The following is a 15,595-nucleotide window of genomic DNA, read 5'->3' as shown; positions in this document are numbered from 1 at the left end:
CTACTTCTCAATCATACTTTTTAAACCCTAAAATAATACCCAGTCCACAACCAATGACCAAAAGGGAAGTTCCTCCCTGACTTAAAAATGGTAAAGGAATCCCTGTTAGTGGAAGTAAACCAATCGCCGCTCCTATGTTTTCAAACACTTGGAATAGCAACCCGAAAACAAAGACGACTGCGAGATATACGTTTCCTTTATTGTTTGTTTCGATTGCGCTATAAATGATTTGATAAAAAAGATAAAAATATAAAAAGAGTACTGAAACACTCCCTAAAAAACCAAATGACTCAGCAACTACCGTAAAGATCATATCTGATTCACGAACCGGTACATATACTGGATTGATCGATGAAGCTCGTCCACTAAATCCGCCTGCCCCAATCGAAAGCAAACTTTGTGATTGCTGATAGCCAATTGATTGACTATACGCAAATGGATCGACCCATGCCCGTACCCGATCTAACTGATAAGTCTTAAAATTCAGACGATATAAAATCTGGTTGCCGTATTCAGTAAATACTAATGCAATCAAAATGGCCCCGAGAATCACTAGAACAGCAGTCATTGTCGTCATGATCTTCCAATGGACCCCAGCGATCATGAATAATGCCCCCAAGCAAATGACAAAGACTAAACTTGTTCCAAAATCTTTTTGCATGTACATCAATAAGAAGGTCGGCACACTAACGAGTAAAATCTTGCCGACATAAAACAGATCTGTTTTGACAGTCCGGTGCTTGACATTTTGTTCATAGATCAACGTCACATAAACCACGACTAGAATAAACGTCAACTTTACTAGCTCGGAAGGCTGAAAGGAGAAACCACCGATTCTTAGCCAACGTTTTGTTCCTGTGATTTGAAACATCACCGGGTCATAGAAGCGATGCAAAAGTGCCATCACTACTAGAGAAAAAGCATAAAAATACGGAGAATATTTTAAAAAAACAACTGTTTTCACGCGCTGCATGATCAATAACAACGCTAAGGACATCAGACAAAAAACGATTTGTTTGAACACAACACTTCTGACTGGAACTTGATCATATACTGCTGCACCATATTGTACGGCAACACTCAATAGATAAAAAAGAAAAATCGGTAAAAATAGTGCGTAGTTGAATTCATTGAATTTAAATTTCATTTCTGGCACCTCGTGAAGACAGTTTCAGGCACACTCCTAATAGCAGTGATAAAATCAAATAACTTGATCCCCCATAACTGATAAAAGGTAATGGGATACCGGTCATTGGGATCATGCCACTGATACTCGCAATATTGATGCTCGTCTGTAACAATAGCAGCATTCCTGTTCCCAAATAGATCAAGCCGATTTGTTGGTTTGGCTCGTTGGCGCTTAAAACAAATAAGCGCAAGATGATTGAAAATAGCAATGCCAAAATCAGTAGGCCAACAATCAGCCCTAACTCTTCCAAAATAATCGAAAAAATAAAATCCGTTTCCGCTACTGGTAAATATCCTTTTTTGGTAATACTATTCCCTAGCCCTAACCCAAAAAGTCCACCGTTATACATGGCATAATAAGATTGGCTCATCTGGAATCCTTTGCCATATGGATCTAAAAAGGGATTAAATGCAATCGTCAAACGATCATATGTGTGTGCAAAAAGGCTTGGTAATAAATCATTGCTTCCTAGCAAGTAGATGATTCCTCCGAGAACCAAAAAAAGACTGAGTAATCCTGCAAAAAACACTAAGATATAACGAACTGGTAATTGCACCGTGGTGATCATGATTGCTGCTAATAAAATCAATAAAATTGCACCAGTTACCTTTGGTTGGAATAAAATCAGCAGAGTACATAAAGAGATGATCAAAAATGGTTTTTTCAGTTCATTCAATGATTGCTTCGATGTTCTAAAATAATGAGCTAAATAAAAGATCATACCGACATTCACGATTTCTGCGGGTTGGAATTGAAAACCAGCAATGGAGATCCACCGTTGCGCCCCACTGATATTGACACCGATTCCTGGTACTTTCGTCAACATCAATCCGACGATACCGATCCCCATCATTATTTTTACGATTCGATGATCGAGTATGAATGCAGGTCTGATTCGATAAATGAAAAAAATCATTCCCCAACTCAGTCCTACGAATACCAATTGTCGAACTAAAAGCTGTTTCGTACTTTGATCGAATGACATCAGACGAAACGTACTCGCACTATAGATCATCAGCAGACCGATCACACTGATCAGCAAATATGGTACGAGTAAATATAAGTCTAATTTTTTAATATCTTTTACACCCATCCTATATTTCTCCTTTGTGTTACAGCGGAGATACGTCACTTACCCATCTTGAATAAAAAAAGCCAAACGAAAAATACGATTGGCTTTTCAGTCTCATCGTGTGAGTTTTGACACTAAACAACGTAAAGATTTCTCTTAGCTATCTTATGAAGAGCCTTAATCCGACAATTCCTGTTTTACACATTGGCGTCTTTCGACGTTTCTGCGCAATAGCCTATGTTTGTTTAGGAGTCTCGCCTAACAAGTTATTCTATTTGAAAAAAAGTATACCTGTTTGATTATTCATTCACAAGAAAAGCTCGAATAACCATATGAAACTTTAGCTTTTTTTAATTAAATATAAATTATTTTTAAAATTTAATAATAACTGTTCTATAATTTCTGGTTGAAATATACAAAAAAACGTAACAAAATCCTTGTAATAACAAGGACTGTTACGTTTAATCAGAACTATTGAAACTTCACCAAAGATGATAAAACAAAAAAGATGTTATGTTTGTTTATGAAAAACCTTAAATTCAGATGATAAACATTTGATGCCAAGTATTCGTTGATGTTTTTGTTCATCCAAGGTGAGCCGTTATAATAATGATAATTATTTGCAATCATTGCCTTGCTGTCCACCTTGCGTGAACTGACCGCTACTTTTTATCCGTACGAAGAGCTTCTAAGGCAGCTAAAGCGTTTTGTTGATTGATGTTGCCTGATTCTCTCAGTTTTGCTGCTACTTGTTCGATCTCTTCCCCTTTTGCACCAACTGTGATCGCCAATGCTCTGGCTTGTAACGACATATGTCCCTTTTGGATGCCGTCACTAACAAGAGCACGTAATGCAGCAAGATTTTGCGCTAACCCGACTGCTGCGATCACTTGCGCCAATTCTTGTGCAGAATCGATCGCTAACATGTCTAAAGAAGCTTTCGCTTTAGGCAAGACTCTAGACGCCCCTCCGACAGTTGCCACAGCCAAAGGAACAGTCAATTTTCCTACTAAATGATCCTCTTTGATCTGCCAGTCGGTCAATCCTTGGTAATGCCCATTTCTGGCAGCATACGCATGGATTGCCGCTGCAGCTGCCCGTGTATCATTTCCTGTTGCCAAAATGACCGCTTCAATACCATTCATGATTCCCTTATTATGGGTCGTTGCCCGATACGGATCTAACTTAGCATATTCGCTTGCTTGACGAATCTTTTCAGCAATCAACTGACCCGTTTCTTTGTTCTTTGCTAACCGCTCAAAAGGAATCGTACAAGTGGCGATCGCTAAAGATTCTGTCGCTAGATTGCTCAAGATACTAAACAAGATTTCTTCTTCCGGAAACCATTCTTTCAGTCGAAGGGCAACACCTTCCAAAATCGAATTGATGATATTGGCACCCATCGCATCTTTGACGTCAACTAAAAAATCCAATGAAAGATAGGCATGTTCACTTCCCATAAATTCACGAGTAGAGATTTCACGCACACCTCCGCCACGCTTGACGATCGAAGGGTAACTTTCGTTTGCACAACTGAATAGTTCTGCTTTTCTTTCTTCAATGACTTCAGTGATTTTTCGATAATCACAACGTCCGGTCATAACGATTTGCCCACGCATCAAGCGTTGCGGGATTTGGACGCTGATATCGCCACACATCTTTGCGCCATTGCTCGCTGCCGCAATCACAGAAGGCTCTTCTGTTGCCATTGGTATCCATTTTTTCTGTCCATTCAACTGGAAATTCAATGCGACACCTAATGGGATCTCTACTTGACTGATTTGATTTTCGATCAAATGATTGGCGATGTCTTCTGCTAACACAGATTCTTTCAAATGTGTCGCGTCTTCTTGCGAGATCACTTTTTCTTGAACTAAACGCTGTCTACGTTGTTCCGGTGTCAGCTCATAAAACTTTTTTTTTTGATCGTCACCAGCTTCTTGCAGATTGGCTTCTAAAAGAACCGCTAATCCAAGACCCCCACCAATACATAAAGAGGCAACGCCATAGCGTTGTTGTGTTCTTCTCAACGCATAGCTTAACGTTGTCAAGATACGCGCACCACTAGCGCCGATCGGGTGACCTAAGGCGATCGCGCCACCATAAATATTGACTTTATCTGCTGGGATATTCAATTCACGATTCACAACGATCGATGACGCCGCAAACGCTTCGTTGATTTCAAATAGATCGATTTCATCAATAGAAAGTTCTGATTTTTCCAACAACGTATTGATTGCTTTGATTGGTGCAACGCCCATGATACTTGGATCGATACCGACTTCAGCCACTCCTTTGATCGTAGCTAAATACGGTAACCCATGCGCAATTGCATAATCTTTAGAGGCTAAAATCAAGACAGAGCCTCCATCGTTCAAAGGAGAAGCATTGCCGGCAGTAACCGTACCGTCCTCTGCAAAAACGGTCCGTAACGTACTTAATTTCTCTAACGTACTATTGCCTCGTACGGCTTCATCCGTCGCAAATACTTCTTCATTTTTTGAGATTGGAACGATCTCTTCCTTGAAAATCCCTGCTTCACTCGCTTTTGCCGCTTTTAATTGCGAGTTGAGTGCATATTGATCTTGCTCATTTCTTGTCACAGAAAATTGTTGTGCCACATTTTCTGCAGTCAATCCCATATGTGTATTGGAGAATGCATCAGTCAACCCATCATTCACCATGCTTGAGATTTCTTCAGTCTTCTCATTTTCTAGATCTGCCACTTGTAACATTGGCGCTCTAGTCATACTTTCAACGCCACCGGCTACTACGAGATCCGCTTCGCCTAATTGGATCTGTTGCCGTGCAAGAATCACAGATTTCATACCTGATCCGCAAACTTCATTGATTGTCATTGCTGGCACGCTCACAGGAATCCCGCTATTGATCGCAATCTGTCTTGCAACATTTTGACCGTTTCCTGCTTGAAGCACATTACCAAAAATGACTTGATCGATTGCTTCTTTTTTGACTCCCGTTCTTTCAAGAATCTCTGTGGTGATCATTGTTCCCAACTCAACAGCAGAATAACTGCTTAAACTGCCACGATACTTTCCAATTGGTGTTCGTGCAGCATCTATAATAACGACTTCCTTCAAGTTAAGCCACCCGTTGCCAAAACTATAAATCGTCTAAATGTATCTTAAAATGTACTGATGATTTATAGGTGTTACAATCTTTTGAGCAAACGGATTTCCTCCTTATTTCTCTCAGATTTACGAAAAACGTCACGCTGTAACCGACGAGACGTCCTTCAAAAAATGTTTATCTATATCAAATGGATAGAAAAAATATTAATATTTTCGTAAAAAATGAAAAGACACTTCCTATATAACAGGAAAAAATGGACAGTTGCTCACTATGCTAACTATCGATTGTCTACTACAAAAATATACCATTCTTTACCGGAAATACAAATATAACATACACCTTTTAAAAAAAGCGCTATATTTTTTTACAAATCCTTAAAAATTAGCTTTTTTGTATTTCTTTTTAGGATTTTGTGATACTTTAATAAAGTAAGTTTTTTATCATGAGTAAAGAGGTGTTGAAATGAAAATAGGGATTGATCGTCTTTCCTTTTTTATTCCTAATTTATTTTTAGATATGGCTGAATTAGCAAACAGACGTGGAGATGATCCTGCCAAATACCATATTGGGATCGGTCAAGATCAAATGGCTGTCAATCAGGTTTTTGAAGACATCGTCACGCTAGGAGCAAACGCAGCCAGCAAAATCGTCACAGAAGAAGATCGTGAGAAAATCGATATGGTCATTGTAGGTACCGAGTCAGGTATCGACCAGTCAAAAGCAAGTGCTGTAATCATCCATCATTTGTTAAAGGTCCAACCTTTTGCTCGTTCATTCGAAGTAAAAGAAGCTTGCTACGGGGGAACAGCAGCTTTGCATATGGCAAAAGAATATGTAAAAAATCATCCAGATCGTAAAGTTTTAGTGATTGCCAGCGATATCGCTCGCTACGGTCTAGCAAGTGGTGGTGAAGTGACTCAAGGTGTTGGTGCGGTCGCGATGATGATCACACAAAATCCTCGAATTTTATCTCTTGAAGACCATAGTGTCTTTTTGACCGAAGATATCTATGATTTCTGGCGTCCAAGTTATAGCCAATATCCGGTAGTTGATGGCCCTTTATCCAACTCTACCTATATTGAATCTTTCCAAAAAGTTTGGAATAGATATAAAGAAACAACCGGTCGAACACTTGCTGATTTTGATGCGCTTACGTTCCATATCCCTTATACAAAAATGGGGAAAAAAGCGTTACAAAGTGTGATCGAAGAAACAGATGAAGCAACACAAACACGTTTGATGTCCCGTTATGAAGAAGGCATCACCTATAGTCGTCGGATAGGTAATCTATACACTGGTTCACTTTATTTAGGCTTGATTTCTTTACTAGAAAACTCCCAAGCATTAAAAGCCGGTGACCGCATTGGCTTATTCAGCTATGGCTCTGGTGCTGTGAGTGAATTTTTCTCTGGCTATCTAGAAGCAGACTATCAAAACTTCTTATTCAAAGAAGAGAATCAAGCAATGTTAGATAACCGTGAAGCATTAACGGTTGACCAATATGAAGAAATCTTTAACCAAACATTACCTGGACACGGTGAATCAGCTGAATATCATTCAGAGCTACCTTATTCGATCTATAAAGTTGAAAATGATATTCGTTTCTATAAAGAGAAATAACTAATAATAAAAAAACTGACCTTGATCATTGACTAATAGATAGTCAATAATCGATAGGTCAGTTTATTTGTACTTAGAATTGTTTCATCAGATTGAAATAGTTCTTGAAGATACGATTGAAAGCGTAGATCATCTTGGTTTTCTGCGTAATAAGCGCGCAAAAATGAAGGAGTTATTTCTTCTTGGGAAACATAAGTAAAATCTTTCCTCTTATACGGAATATGCTTTTTGGACAAATACTCTTCAAATCGGTCCATTACAACCGGTGAACTGTTAGGATCGGATTCCTCAATATAAAAATCCCTTTCAAGCGGCACGAACACATCATCTTCTGATAAAACTATTCGTAAGATCAAACATGCTTTCGTCGCTTTTCTACGTAATTTTTCCAATTGCTCACAAGCCACCAACGCAGGATTTGCTGCTGAAAAAACAAGCTCATACGTCTTATTTTCATGTAAAAATTCCGTAAATTCTTGAAGAATGAACTGACAGTTTGTGATACTCATTTGCCTTGCTTCATGCTTTGCATAAGAAAGCATTTCTTCTGAAAAATCAATCAACTCATATTGCTCTATTTCTTTTGCCAATGGAAGATAGCGCCCTGCGCCACCCGCTACATCTACGAAGGATTTCGCTGGCAATAACTCTTCATCTCGTAAATAAGCAGCAAGATCCTGTACGATCATCGTATTGGATTCTTTCTGCGACTCATAATAGTCTTGTGCAAACTCATTCCAATCTTCTTTATTCATTGGAGGTTTTTACTCCTTTCGTTTTCACTTTTCGGAATAAATGTCTTTGATGCAGAAAAGAAACATTTCAAGTATAAGTATAAACCAAAATCCACGAAAATCGAATGATCTCCGTGGATTTCTTTTTGATTATAGAAGCTGAAACGATTGTTTTAGTCTCGGCTACACGTTATCGAGAAAAATCCCTCTCGTCCGTGATTATTTATTTCCTTGCACACGTACCAAAATCATCTTAGTGATTTCCATCAATACGATCGTTACAAGCGCGATTCCGATACAAGTGAATACTTCAGTCAATCCAAATGCTGCTGGGATCGAGAAGACTTCTTTTAATCCTGGAATCATGGCAATGCAGTATAGTGCGCTACATACAACCACCGCTAACAACACACTGCGGTTTGAGAAGAAACCAGCTTGGATCGCTGTTTGCGTGTTTGAACGTGCAGGGAATGTTTGCAATGTACGACACCAAATCAAGGTAGAAAATGACATTGCTACACCGAATTCAGGTGAATGTTGCATTCCTAACCATTGAGCAAAAATAACCGCAATACCGATCAAGATCCCACGATAAGTCACAGAGATCAATGTTTTATCCGTAAAGATACCTGAATTTGGATCTCTTGGCGGACGTTTCATTGTCGCAGGTTCTGCTTTTTCTGTTCCTAGGGCAATTGCTGGCAACGAGTCATTGACTAAGTTAATGAACAACAATTGTAACGCTGTAAATGGATTTGACCAATCCGCAACTAAAGCAAAGATGATTGCGATGATCGCACCTAAGTTTCCTGAGAACAAGTAAGAGATGGCTTTTTTGATATTATCAAAAACATTACGTCCTACTTCTACCGCGCTAACGATCGATGCAAAGTTATCATCTGTCAGAACCATTGCCGCAGCATCTTTCGCTACGTCAGTACCTGTACCCATGGCAATACCAATATCTGCTTGTTTCAAGGCTGGCGCATCGTTTACTCCGTCACCAGTCATTGCAGAGATATGGCCTTTTGTTTGCCATGCACGCACGATACGGATTTTATTTTCCGGTGATACACGTGCATAAACCGTTACTTTTTCTAACACTTCATTTAATTGGTCTTCTGTAAGATCATCTAATTCTGTACCAGTCAATGCTTGGTCACCTTCAGCAAAAATACCGATTTCTTTTGCAATGGCTACCGCAGTCGTTTTGTGGTCTCCAGTGATCATGATCGTTTTGATCCCAGCACTTTTCGCTTCTTTGACCGCTTGAGTGACTTCGTCTCTTGGCGGATCGATCATTGCCATGATCCCCACTAAGATCAAATCATCTTCATCATCAAATGATAAGTCCAAGCTATTGATTGGACGATAAGCAAAGGCTAAAACCCGCAATGCACGTTTTGAAAATGCTTCGTTTTGTTCTTGGAATTTTTTCATCAATTCATCTGTCATTGGCACGACTTCGCCATTTACTAATGCCTTCGTACTGCGACCAAAGACGATATCTGGTCCACCTTTGACAAATAAGAATTTGTCTTGATCGATTTCATGGGCAGTCGACATCAATTTTCGATCGGAGTCAAACGGCAATTCCGCTTGTCTAGGATTGCTTTGACGGATCTCACGGTAAGGTTGATTCAATTTTTCACTGAAGTCAATAAAAGCAACTTCTGTTGGATCCCCTAATTTTGAACCATCTTCACTGATCGATGCATCATTTGCTAACACACTGATTTCAATCAAACGACGTTCATCGACCGACCAGTTTTTCGGATCATTTGAAAAATCACCCGTTGCTCCATTCGCTAAGTAATAGTCAACAACCGTCATTTTGTTTTGCGTCAATGTTCCTGTTTTGTCTGTACAAATGATACTCGTTGAACCTAATGTTTCCACCGCTGGTAATTTACGGATGATCGCATGTCGCTTCGCCATTTTATTTGTTCCTAATGACAACACGATCGTTACGATCGATTGCAATGCTTCTGGGATCGCTGCTACCGCAACCGCTACAGCAAACATGATCGCACTAACGATATCCGCTGTCATATCTCCAGTTCCGCCACCCATGTAGATACGGAATAACTGGATACCTAAGATCACCAATGATAAGCCTAAAATGGCTAAACTTAACTTCTTACTGAATTTATCTAAACCACGCTGTAATGGTGTAACTTGTTCCGTTGTTGATTCTAACAAACCAGCAACTTCACCGATTTCGGTGTTGTTTCCTGTTGCCGTAACTAAAAATTTCCCACGACCGTAAGTAATGATCGTTCCACTAAACACCATGTTCGAGCGATCACCGATCGGCACAGTCTGAGTGATTTCTACGACTTCTTTTTCTGCTGATGTCGATTCACCAGTCAACATACCTTCATCGACTTTCAATGAACCAGCTTCTAATAGACGTCCATCCGCCGGCACATAGTCACCAGCATCAAGTAAAACGATATCGCCAACTACTAATTCATTCGCCGGAATCGTCATTTCTTTTCCGTCACGGATCACTTTTGCATCCGGTGCAGACAGGTTTTTCAATGCTTCAAGTGAACCTTCTGCTTTTTTCGTTTGGATCACACTGATCACTGAGTTCAACATCAACACGGCAAAGATAACGAAAAATTCGATGTAGTCGCCCATTACCATTTGAATCAATGCAACCACGAGTAACACGATGACCATAGCATCTTTGAATGTTTCCAAAAACAGCTTCCAGGTTGGCTTCTTAGGTGCTTCCTTCAGTTGGTTCAAGCCATCTCTTTCTAATTTTTCTTTTGCTTGCGTACTACTCAACCCGTCAGGTGAGCTTTGCGTTTGTTGCATCAACGTGTCGATCGATTCTTTGTAGACCGTTGATTGAGTGTGTTCCTTGTTTTCCAACTTTCATCCCCCATTTTAGTTAGTGTTTCCGCTATCGCCTGAAAAAAAAGAGACCTAAGACAAATGCGGATTTGTCTTAGGTCTCACCATTTCATACAATACCAGAAAACCATTTGGTTAACTTACTGTTGATATTATCACAACAAATGTTGTCGGTTACTCCCCTAAGGAGATATTCAACTGTATTTTTATACTACATGATTCATTTTTAAAATGCAACAACTTTCGCTTATCGTGCCTGATATTTTCAAAAAATTTCCATCTATATTTTCTTGATAATAGGCTTCTCCCCTTTCTCATGCTATACTGATGTTATTAAATAAAGGAGGTTTCACTCGTGGTAGGAAGCATTATTACTTTTTTATATGTACTGAACGCACTTATTGCACTTGTAACTATCTTGATCAAGCCTCGAGATGTCGCTGCGATCTGGGCATGGTTGCTCGTTTTGTTCGCTTTACCTGGTTTTGGCTTCGTTCTCTATCTTTTCTTTGGTCGCGGATTGACTGACAAGAAAAAATTCCACCTTCGTCAGAGTGATCTAACAGAACTGGAAAATTTCCAAGACTTCAAGGGAGATACCTTAGAACATTATGATCCCATCATCCAAAATGAAGAACATCAACATTTCGTTGATTTCTTCTCATCTTTGAATCAAATGCCCCTCACTCGAAAAAATGCAGTCACACTGCTGACAGACGGTCAAGAAAAATTAACTGCTGTGCTAAAGGATATTGAAGCAGCTAAGCATTCCATTCACATTGAATATTATGCTTTCGTGACTGACAATATCGGACAGCAGATCTTGACACTATTAGAAAAGAAAGCCGCAGAAGGCGTGGAAGTTCGCTTACTTTACGATGCGTTTGGTTCACATGGCACAAAAACAAAAGATTTCAAGAAGTTGGTCGAAAATGGTGGGCATGTCCACACGTTCATCACTTCGCAACGCGCACTTTTACGCTTTCGTTTGAATTACCATGATCACCGAAAAATCATTGTGGTTGACGGCAAGATCGGCTACACCGGTGGCTTCAATATTGCCAATCAATACGTCAATCATACAAAAAAATTCGGCTACTGGCGTGATACACATATTCGTATCTATGGTGCCGCAGCCTCTTTACTACAACTACGCTTTTTAATGGATTGGAACGTCTCTGTTCCAGATCAAAAAAAAGTCGGTTATCATTTAGATTATTTTTACAAAGTCGACAAAAAAGATCAGGATCAACTATACCAGACATCGATCCAACTGGTTTCTAGTGGACCGAACAATGAGCGTGAACAAATCAAGTTATCATTTATCAAGCTGATCAGTTCAGCAAAAAAACGGGTCTGGATCCAAACACCTTATTTAGTTCCTGACGAAAGTGTGATTGCTGCGTTAAAAATCGCGGCGGCTTCAGGTGTAGAAGTAAAAATCATGATCCCAAATAAGCCAGATCATCCATTCATCTATCGCGCGACTCAGTACTATGCGCGTCAACTGATCAAAGAAAATATCCAGATCTTGGTTTATGAGAATGGTTTTTTACATGCAAAAACACTGATCATGGACGACGAAATCTGCATGGTCGGCTCAGCCAACCAGGATATCCGCAGCTACCGCTTGAATTTTGAAAGTAGTGCGATCATCTATGATCCAGCTTTCCTACAACAATTAGCTGATCAATTCGTACTTGATGAAAAAGCAAGTATCCCGATGACCACTGAAACAGTCAAAGAAATGTCAAATTGGTTGTTGTTCAAGCAACAGATTTCAAGGCTTTTCTCACCGATTTTGTAATCCTTGATACGGCAAAAACAAGCTGGACTACTCAAACTATTTTTGAGCAGTCCAGCTTGTTTTGTCGCATCATACTTTCATCTTATTCGACCGCTTCAGCCGCCCAATGATTGATCGGGCCATATTTATGTCCGACAAAAATTTCTTCTTTGATTGCTTGATTGACATATTCTTTCGCCATACGAATTGCCGCTTCAACAGTTTTACCTTTTGCTAATTCAGCAGCAATACAGGCAGACAAAGAGTCACCCGTGCCATTGATGCGATCGGTTGCGTAAAACGGAGCTTCCAACCAAAATGTTTTTCCTGAAGCCAAACGAACATAATCCTTGACTGTTTGTTGGTTTGTATCGCTCGCATGATGGCCTTTGATCAAAACATTTTTAGGTCCCATCTTTTGGAGAATTTGAGCCGCTTTGGCATAATCTTCTTCTGTATTCAATTTGAGACCCGTCAGTTTCTCCGCTTCATAGAAATTAGGTGTCACTACTTCCGCCAGTGGTAAAAGTGCTATTTTCAACGTACTCAATGCTTCTTCTTCTAATAACTGGTTGCCATGCTTCGTCATTATCACTGGATCAACGACTAAAGGACCAAAATCATACTTCTGAACATTTTTGACCACTGTATTGATCAATGCAGCATCCGCCAACATCCCGGTCTTTGCTGCTTTGACCTGATAATCCTCTGCGATCAGTTCAAACTCTTTGTCGATAAAATCCGTTGGTAAAGGGACACTCGCACCGATCCCATAAGAATTCCCAGCTACACATGCAGTCAAAACAGATACTCCATAGACCTTTCTGGTAAAAAACGTATGCAGATCGGCTTGCATGCCTGCACTTCCATCGCTATCTGATCCAGCGATCGTCATTACTTGGACATATTGTTGTTCCATTTTATCCATCTCCTATTTGAAATACGTTTGTCTTTTTTATCCTAACGCATTTTCTGTTGGAAAACAAAAAAAGGGATGTGCGTTGGGTCACGCGACATCCCTTAAATAGATAAATCGTATGAGAAAGCTTGCTCCTACAAGGATCATGCAGAAGTCCTCGCTTCACCATCACTTATTTTACAACTAACACATTACATGGCGCATGGTTGACCACATAAGAAGTGGTTGAACCTACCAATGCACGTTCGACAGCGTTCAAACCAGTCGCGCCCATGACGATCAAATCGATCGGCTCTTCTGACTCGTTGAAGTTTGCGATCAATGTTTTTGGATAACCGTATAATACATACGTTTTAATATCGGTCAATCCTTTTTCGATCGCTAAATTTTGGTGTTCCTTCATTTGTTTATCTGCCACTTCATCTAATTCTTCTTGTAAACTTGTTGTGACAAAAGCAAAATCACCAAAATAGTTTCCTGACACCTCATTCACATACAAAATATGCAATTTCGCTTGATTGCGTTTTGCTGTGGCAATTGCCTCAATAAATGCTTTTTCTGATTTTTCTGAACCGTCGATTGCTACTAAAATATTTTTATACGTATCTACCATTGGAACCGCCTCCTTCTTTACTTTTAGTGTAGCACGATTAGAACCGAAGGACAATTCTTAAGGATATTGCATAATAAGAGTGAACGAGTACATAAAAAATAAGGCGGAAAATCTTATTTTGGGATTTTCCGCCTTATTTCAAACAATTTATCGTATTTATTCAGTGATGTTTCTTATTTATTTAATGATCGATCACGCGTCAAAGCCATTATTATCCGCTACGTCTTTGAACCAATGACCAGATTTTTTGATCGTCCGCTTACCATCTTGATCTAGATCGACCGCGATAAAGCCATAACGGTTTTTATAAGCATTTGTCCAAGACCAGTTATCCATACATGTCCACATATGGTACCCTAAACAATTTGTGCCTTCTTGAATCGCTTGATGCACATATTTTAAATGATCTGTCACAAACTCGATGCGATAATCATCTTCAATCATTCCTTGTTCATTGACATAACGCTCTTCTCCTTCAACACCCATGCCGTTTTCAGAGATGAAACATTTGATATTTCCGTAATTTTCTCGCGTATTTGTCAAGATATCATAGATACCTTTTTCATAGATTTCCCAACCGCGATAAGGATTCATTTTTTTATTCGGCATATCATAGTTGTCAAAATAATCATCTGGTAATGGTGCGCGATCTTTGTCGATTGGCGTTTCTTTCGCTTTGATACGTCGTGGCTGATAATAATTGATCCCTAAAAGATCCACTTTATTTTCTTGGATGATCGTCAAATCTCCTTCTTCCATGACAGGCATGATATCCAATTCTTTAACGATATCGATCAACTCTTGTGGGAACTCACCTTTAATAGCTGGATCAAGGAATGAACGATTGAAAAAGGCATCCGCAATTGCCGCAGCTTTCACATCTTCAGCGTTATTTTCATCACGTGGGTAACTTGGTGTCAAGTTCAGGATAATACCGATCTCTCCATCTTGTCCTGTTTCATGGTAGATTTGTATCGCCTTTGCACTTGCCAAGTTTTCGTGGAACCCTACTTGAACTGCTTCTTTGAAGTCCACATGATTAGGATAATGGAATTGATATAGATAGCCACCTTCTACAGGTACGATTGGTTCATTGTGCGTAAACCATTTCTTCACGAGATCTCCGAACAATTCAAAACATGTTTTGGCATACTCAGCATAAGCTTCGACAGTTTCTCTTGCTAACCAACCACCCTTTTCTTGTAAAGGCATCGGCATATCAAAATGAAAAAGATTGACGAATGGTTCAATACCTTGTGCAATCAGTTCTTCAAAGTACGTGCGATAGAAAGTCACAGCTTGTTCATTTACTTCTCCTGTACCATTAGGAAGCAAACGGCTCCACTGGATCGATGTACGGAACGTATTATGACCAGTCGCTTTCATCAATGCGACATCTTCTTTATATTTCGTATACACTTGAGAAGTCTTGCTTGGTCCTACTTGATTGAAAAACTTCTCAGGTTCCAAGTCGTACCAATGATCCCAAATGTTTTCTCCTTTGCCATCTCCTGTAACACGTCCTTCTGTCTGTGGACCGCTAGCAGCTGAACCCCACCAAAAATTTTCTGGAAATACATATTTTGTCATGTTTTGTCCCTCACTTAATTTTCTTTTGATAACGTAATCATACCAAACCACAAAAATAAATCAATACTTTTTAAATAAATGACTAGACATTTATCTAGTTTGAAGTTATAC

10 protein-coding genes and 1 riboswitch are annotated in these 15,595 nt (G+C 39.5%); of the genes, 2 read left to right on the top strand and 8 right to left on the bottom strand.

Features of this window, described 5'->3' with window-relative positions; all coding sequences use genetic code 11:
• Nucleotides 1-7 precede the first annotated feature (7 nt).
• The 3 genes from IGL24_RS05470 to IGL24_RS05460 form a co-directional block, all read right to left on the bottom strand.
• Nucleotides 8-1,147 (bottom strand): FtsW/RodA/SpoVE family cell cycle protein, encoded by a 1,140-nt coding sequence (locus tag IGL24_RS05470; protein ID WP_206858821.1) that lies wholly within the window; start codon nucleotides 1,145-1,147, stop codon nucleotides 8-10.
• Nucleotides 1,137-2,282 carry an FtsW/RodA/SpoVE family cell cycle protein gene (locus IGL24_RS05465; RefSeq protein WP_206858819.1) on the bottom strand — a complete coding sequence of 382 codons (1,146 nt, stop codon included), beginning with the start codon at nucleotides 2,280-2,282 and terminating at the stop codon, nucleotides 1,137-1,139. Before IGL24_RS05465 ends, IGL24_RS05470 begins: the two co-directional genes overlap by 11 nt.
• An 84-nt stretch (nucleotides 2,283-2,366) precedes the next feature.
• A riboswitch (M-box (ykoK) riboswitch) is annotated at nucleotides 2,367-2,534 on the bottom strand.
• Between the two features lie 389 nt (nucleotides 2,535-2,923).
• A complete protein-coding gene (locus IGL24_RS05460; RefSeq protein WP_207699939.1) occupies nucleotides 2,924-5,362 on the bottom strand; it encodes a hydroxymethylglutaryl-CoA reductase, degradative in 2,439 nt (812 codons plus the stop codon).
• A 454-nt stretch (nucleotides 5,363-5,816) separates the two neighbouring features.
• On the opposite strand from IGL24_RS05460, the gene IGL24_RS05455 reads away from it, so the two are divergent.
• The gene (locus tag IGL24_RS05455; RefSeq protein ID WP_429968407.1) at nucleotides 5,817-6,974 is read left to right on the top strand and encodes a hydroxymethylglutaryl-CoA synthase; all 1,158 of its coding nucleotides are present in this window, start codon (nucleotides 5,817-5,819) and stop codon (nucleotides 6,972-6,974) included.
• Between the two features lie 32 nt (nucleotides 6,975-7,006).
• On the opposite strand, the gene IGL24_RS05450 is transcribed toward IGL24_RS05455, so the two are convergent.
• The gene (locus tag IGL24_RS05450; protein ID WP_207699937.1) at nucleotides 7,007-7,729 is read right to left on the bottom strand and encodes a class I SAM-dependent methyltransferase; all 723 of its coding nucleotides are present in this window, start codon (nucleotides 7,727-7,729) and stop codon (nucleotides 7,007-7,009) included.
• 198 nt (nucleotides 7,730-7,927) lie between these two features.
• On the bottom strand, nucleotides 7,928-10,594 hold the full coding sequence (locus tag IGL24_RS05445) for a cation-translocating P-type ATPase (RefSeq protein ID WP_207699936.1): 2,667 nt from the start codon (nucleotides 10,592-10,594) through the stop codon (nucleotides 7,928-7,930).
• A 337-nt stretch (nucleotides 10,595-10,931) separates the two neighbouring features.
• On the opposite strand from IGL24_RS05445, the gene cls reads away from it, so the two are divergent.
• Nucleotides 10,932-12,383 (top strand): cardiolipin synthase, encoded by a 1,452-nt coding sequence (gene cls / locus IGL24_RS05440; RefSeq protein ID WP_206857695.1) that lies wholly within the window; start codon nucleotides 10,932-10,934, stop codon nucleotides 12,381-12,383.
• A gap of 82 nt (nucleotides 12,384-12,465) precedes the next feature.
• Here cls and thiD read toward each other — a convergent pair whose 3' ends face one another.
• From thiD to IGL24_RS05425, 3 genes are all read right to left on the bottom strand, one after another.
• Nucleotides 12,466-13,281, bottom strand: coding sequence for a bifunctional hydroxymethylpyrimidine kinase/phosphomethylpyrimidine kinase (gene thiD, locus IGL24_RS05435; RefSeq protein WP_207699935.1), 816 nt, complete (start codon nucleotides 13,279-13,281; stop codon nucleotides 12,466-12,468).
• Nucleotides 13,282-13,453: 172 nt separating this feature from the next.
• Nucleotides 13,454-13,894, bottom strand: a complete 441-nt coding sequence (locus IGL24_RS05430) for a universal stress protein (protein ID WP_206856444.1) — start codon at nucleotides 13,892-13,894, stop codon at nucleotides 13,454-13,456.
• A 192-nt stretch (nucleotides 13,895-14,086) separates the two neighbouring features.
• Nucleotides 14,087-15,484: a glycoside hydrolase family 1 protein gene (locus tag IGL24_RS05425; RefSeq protein WP_207699934.1), complete on the bottom strand. Its 1,398-nt coding sequence runs from the start codon at nucleotides 15,482-15,484 to the stop codon at nucleotides 14,087-14,089.
• Between the last annotated feature and the right edge of the window lie 111 nt (nucleotides 15,485-15,595).

This window comes from Enterococcus sp. DIV2371 (assembly GCF_050498525.1).
Lineage (GTDB): Bacteria > Bacillota > Bacilli > Lactobacillales > Enterococcaceae > Enterococcus_B > Enterococcus_B mangumiae.
Note: the sequence above shows the minus strand (reverse complement) of the source record. Positions and strands in the feature narration are given on the sequence as shown.

What these genes read in the sequence shown, in the direction of transcription:
- IGL24_RS05470 (WP_206858821.1), bottom strand. Translation starts at nt 1,147, where the DNA reads ATGAAATTTAAATTCAATGAATTCAACTACGCACTATTTTTACCGATT.
- IGL24_RS05465 (WP_206858819.1), bottom strand. Translation starts at nt 2,282, where the DNA reads ATGGGTGTAAAAGATATTAAAAAATTAGACTTATATTTACTCGTACCA.
- IGL24_RS05455 (WP_429968407.1), top strand. Translation starts at nt 5,817, where the DNA reads ATGAAAATAGGGATTGATCGTCTTTCCTTTTTTATTCCTAATTTATTT.
- IGL24_RS05450 (WP_207699937.1), bottom strand. Translation starts at nt 7,729, where the DNA reads ATGAATAAAGAAGATTGGAATGAGTTTGCACAAGACTATTATGAGTCG.
- thiD (WP_207699935.1), bottom strand. Translation starts at nt 13,281, where the DNA reads ATGGAACAACAATATGTCCAAGTAATGACGATCGCTGGATCAGATAGC.
- IGL24_RS05430 (WP_206856444.1), bottom strand. Translation starts at nt 13,894, where the DNA reads ATGGTAGATACGTATAAAAATATTTTAGTAGCAATCGACGGTTCAGAA.
- IGL24_RS05425 (WP_207699934.1), bottom strand. Translation starts at nt 15,484, where the DNA reads ATGACAAAATATGTATTTCCAGAAAATTTTTGGTGGGGTTCAGCTGCT.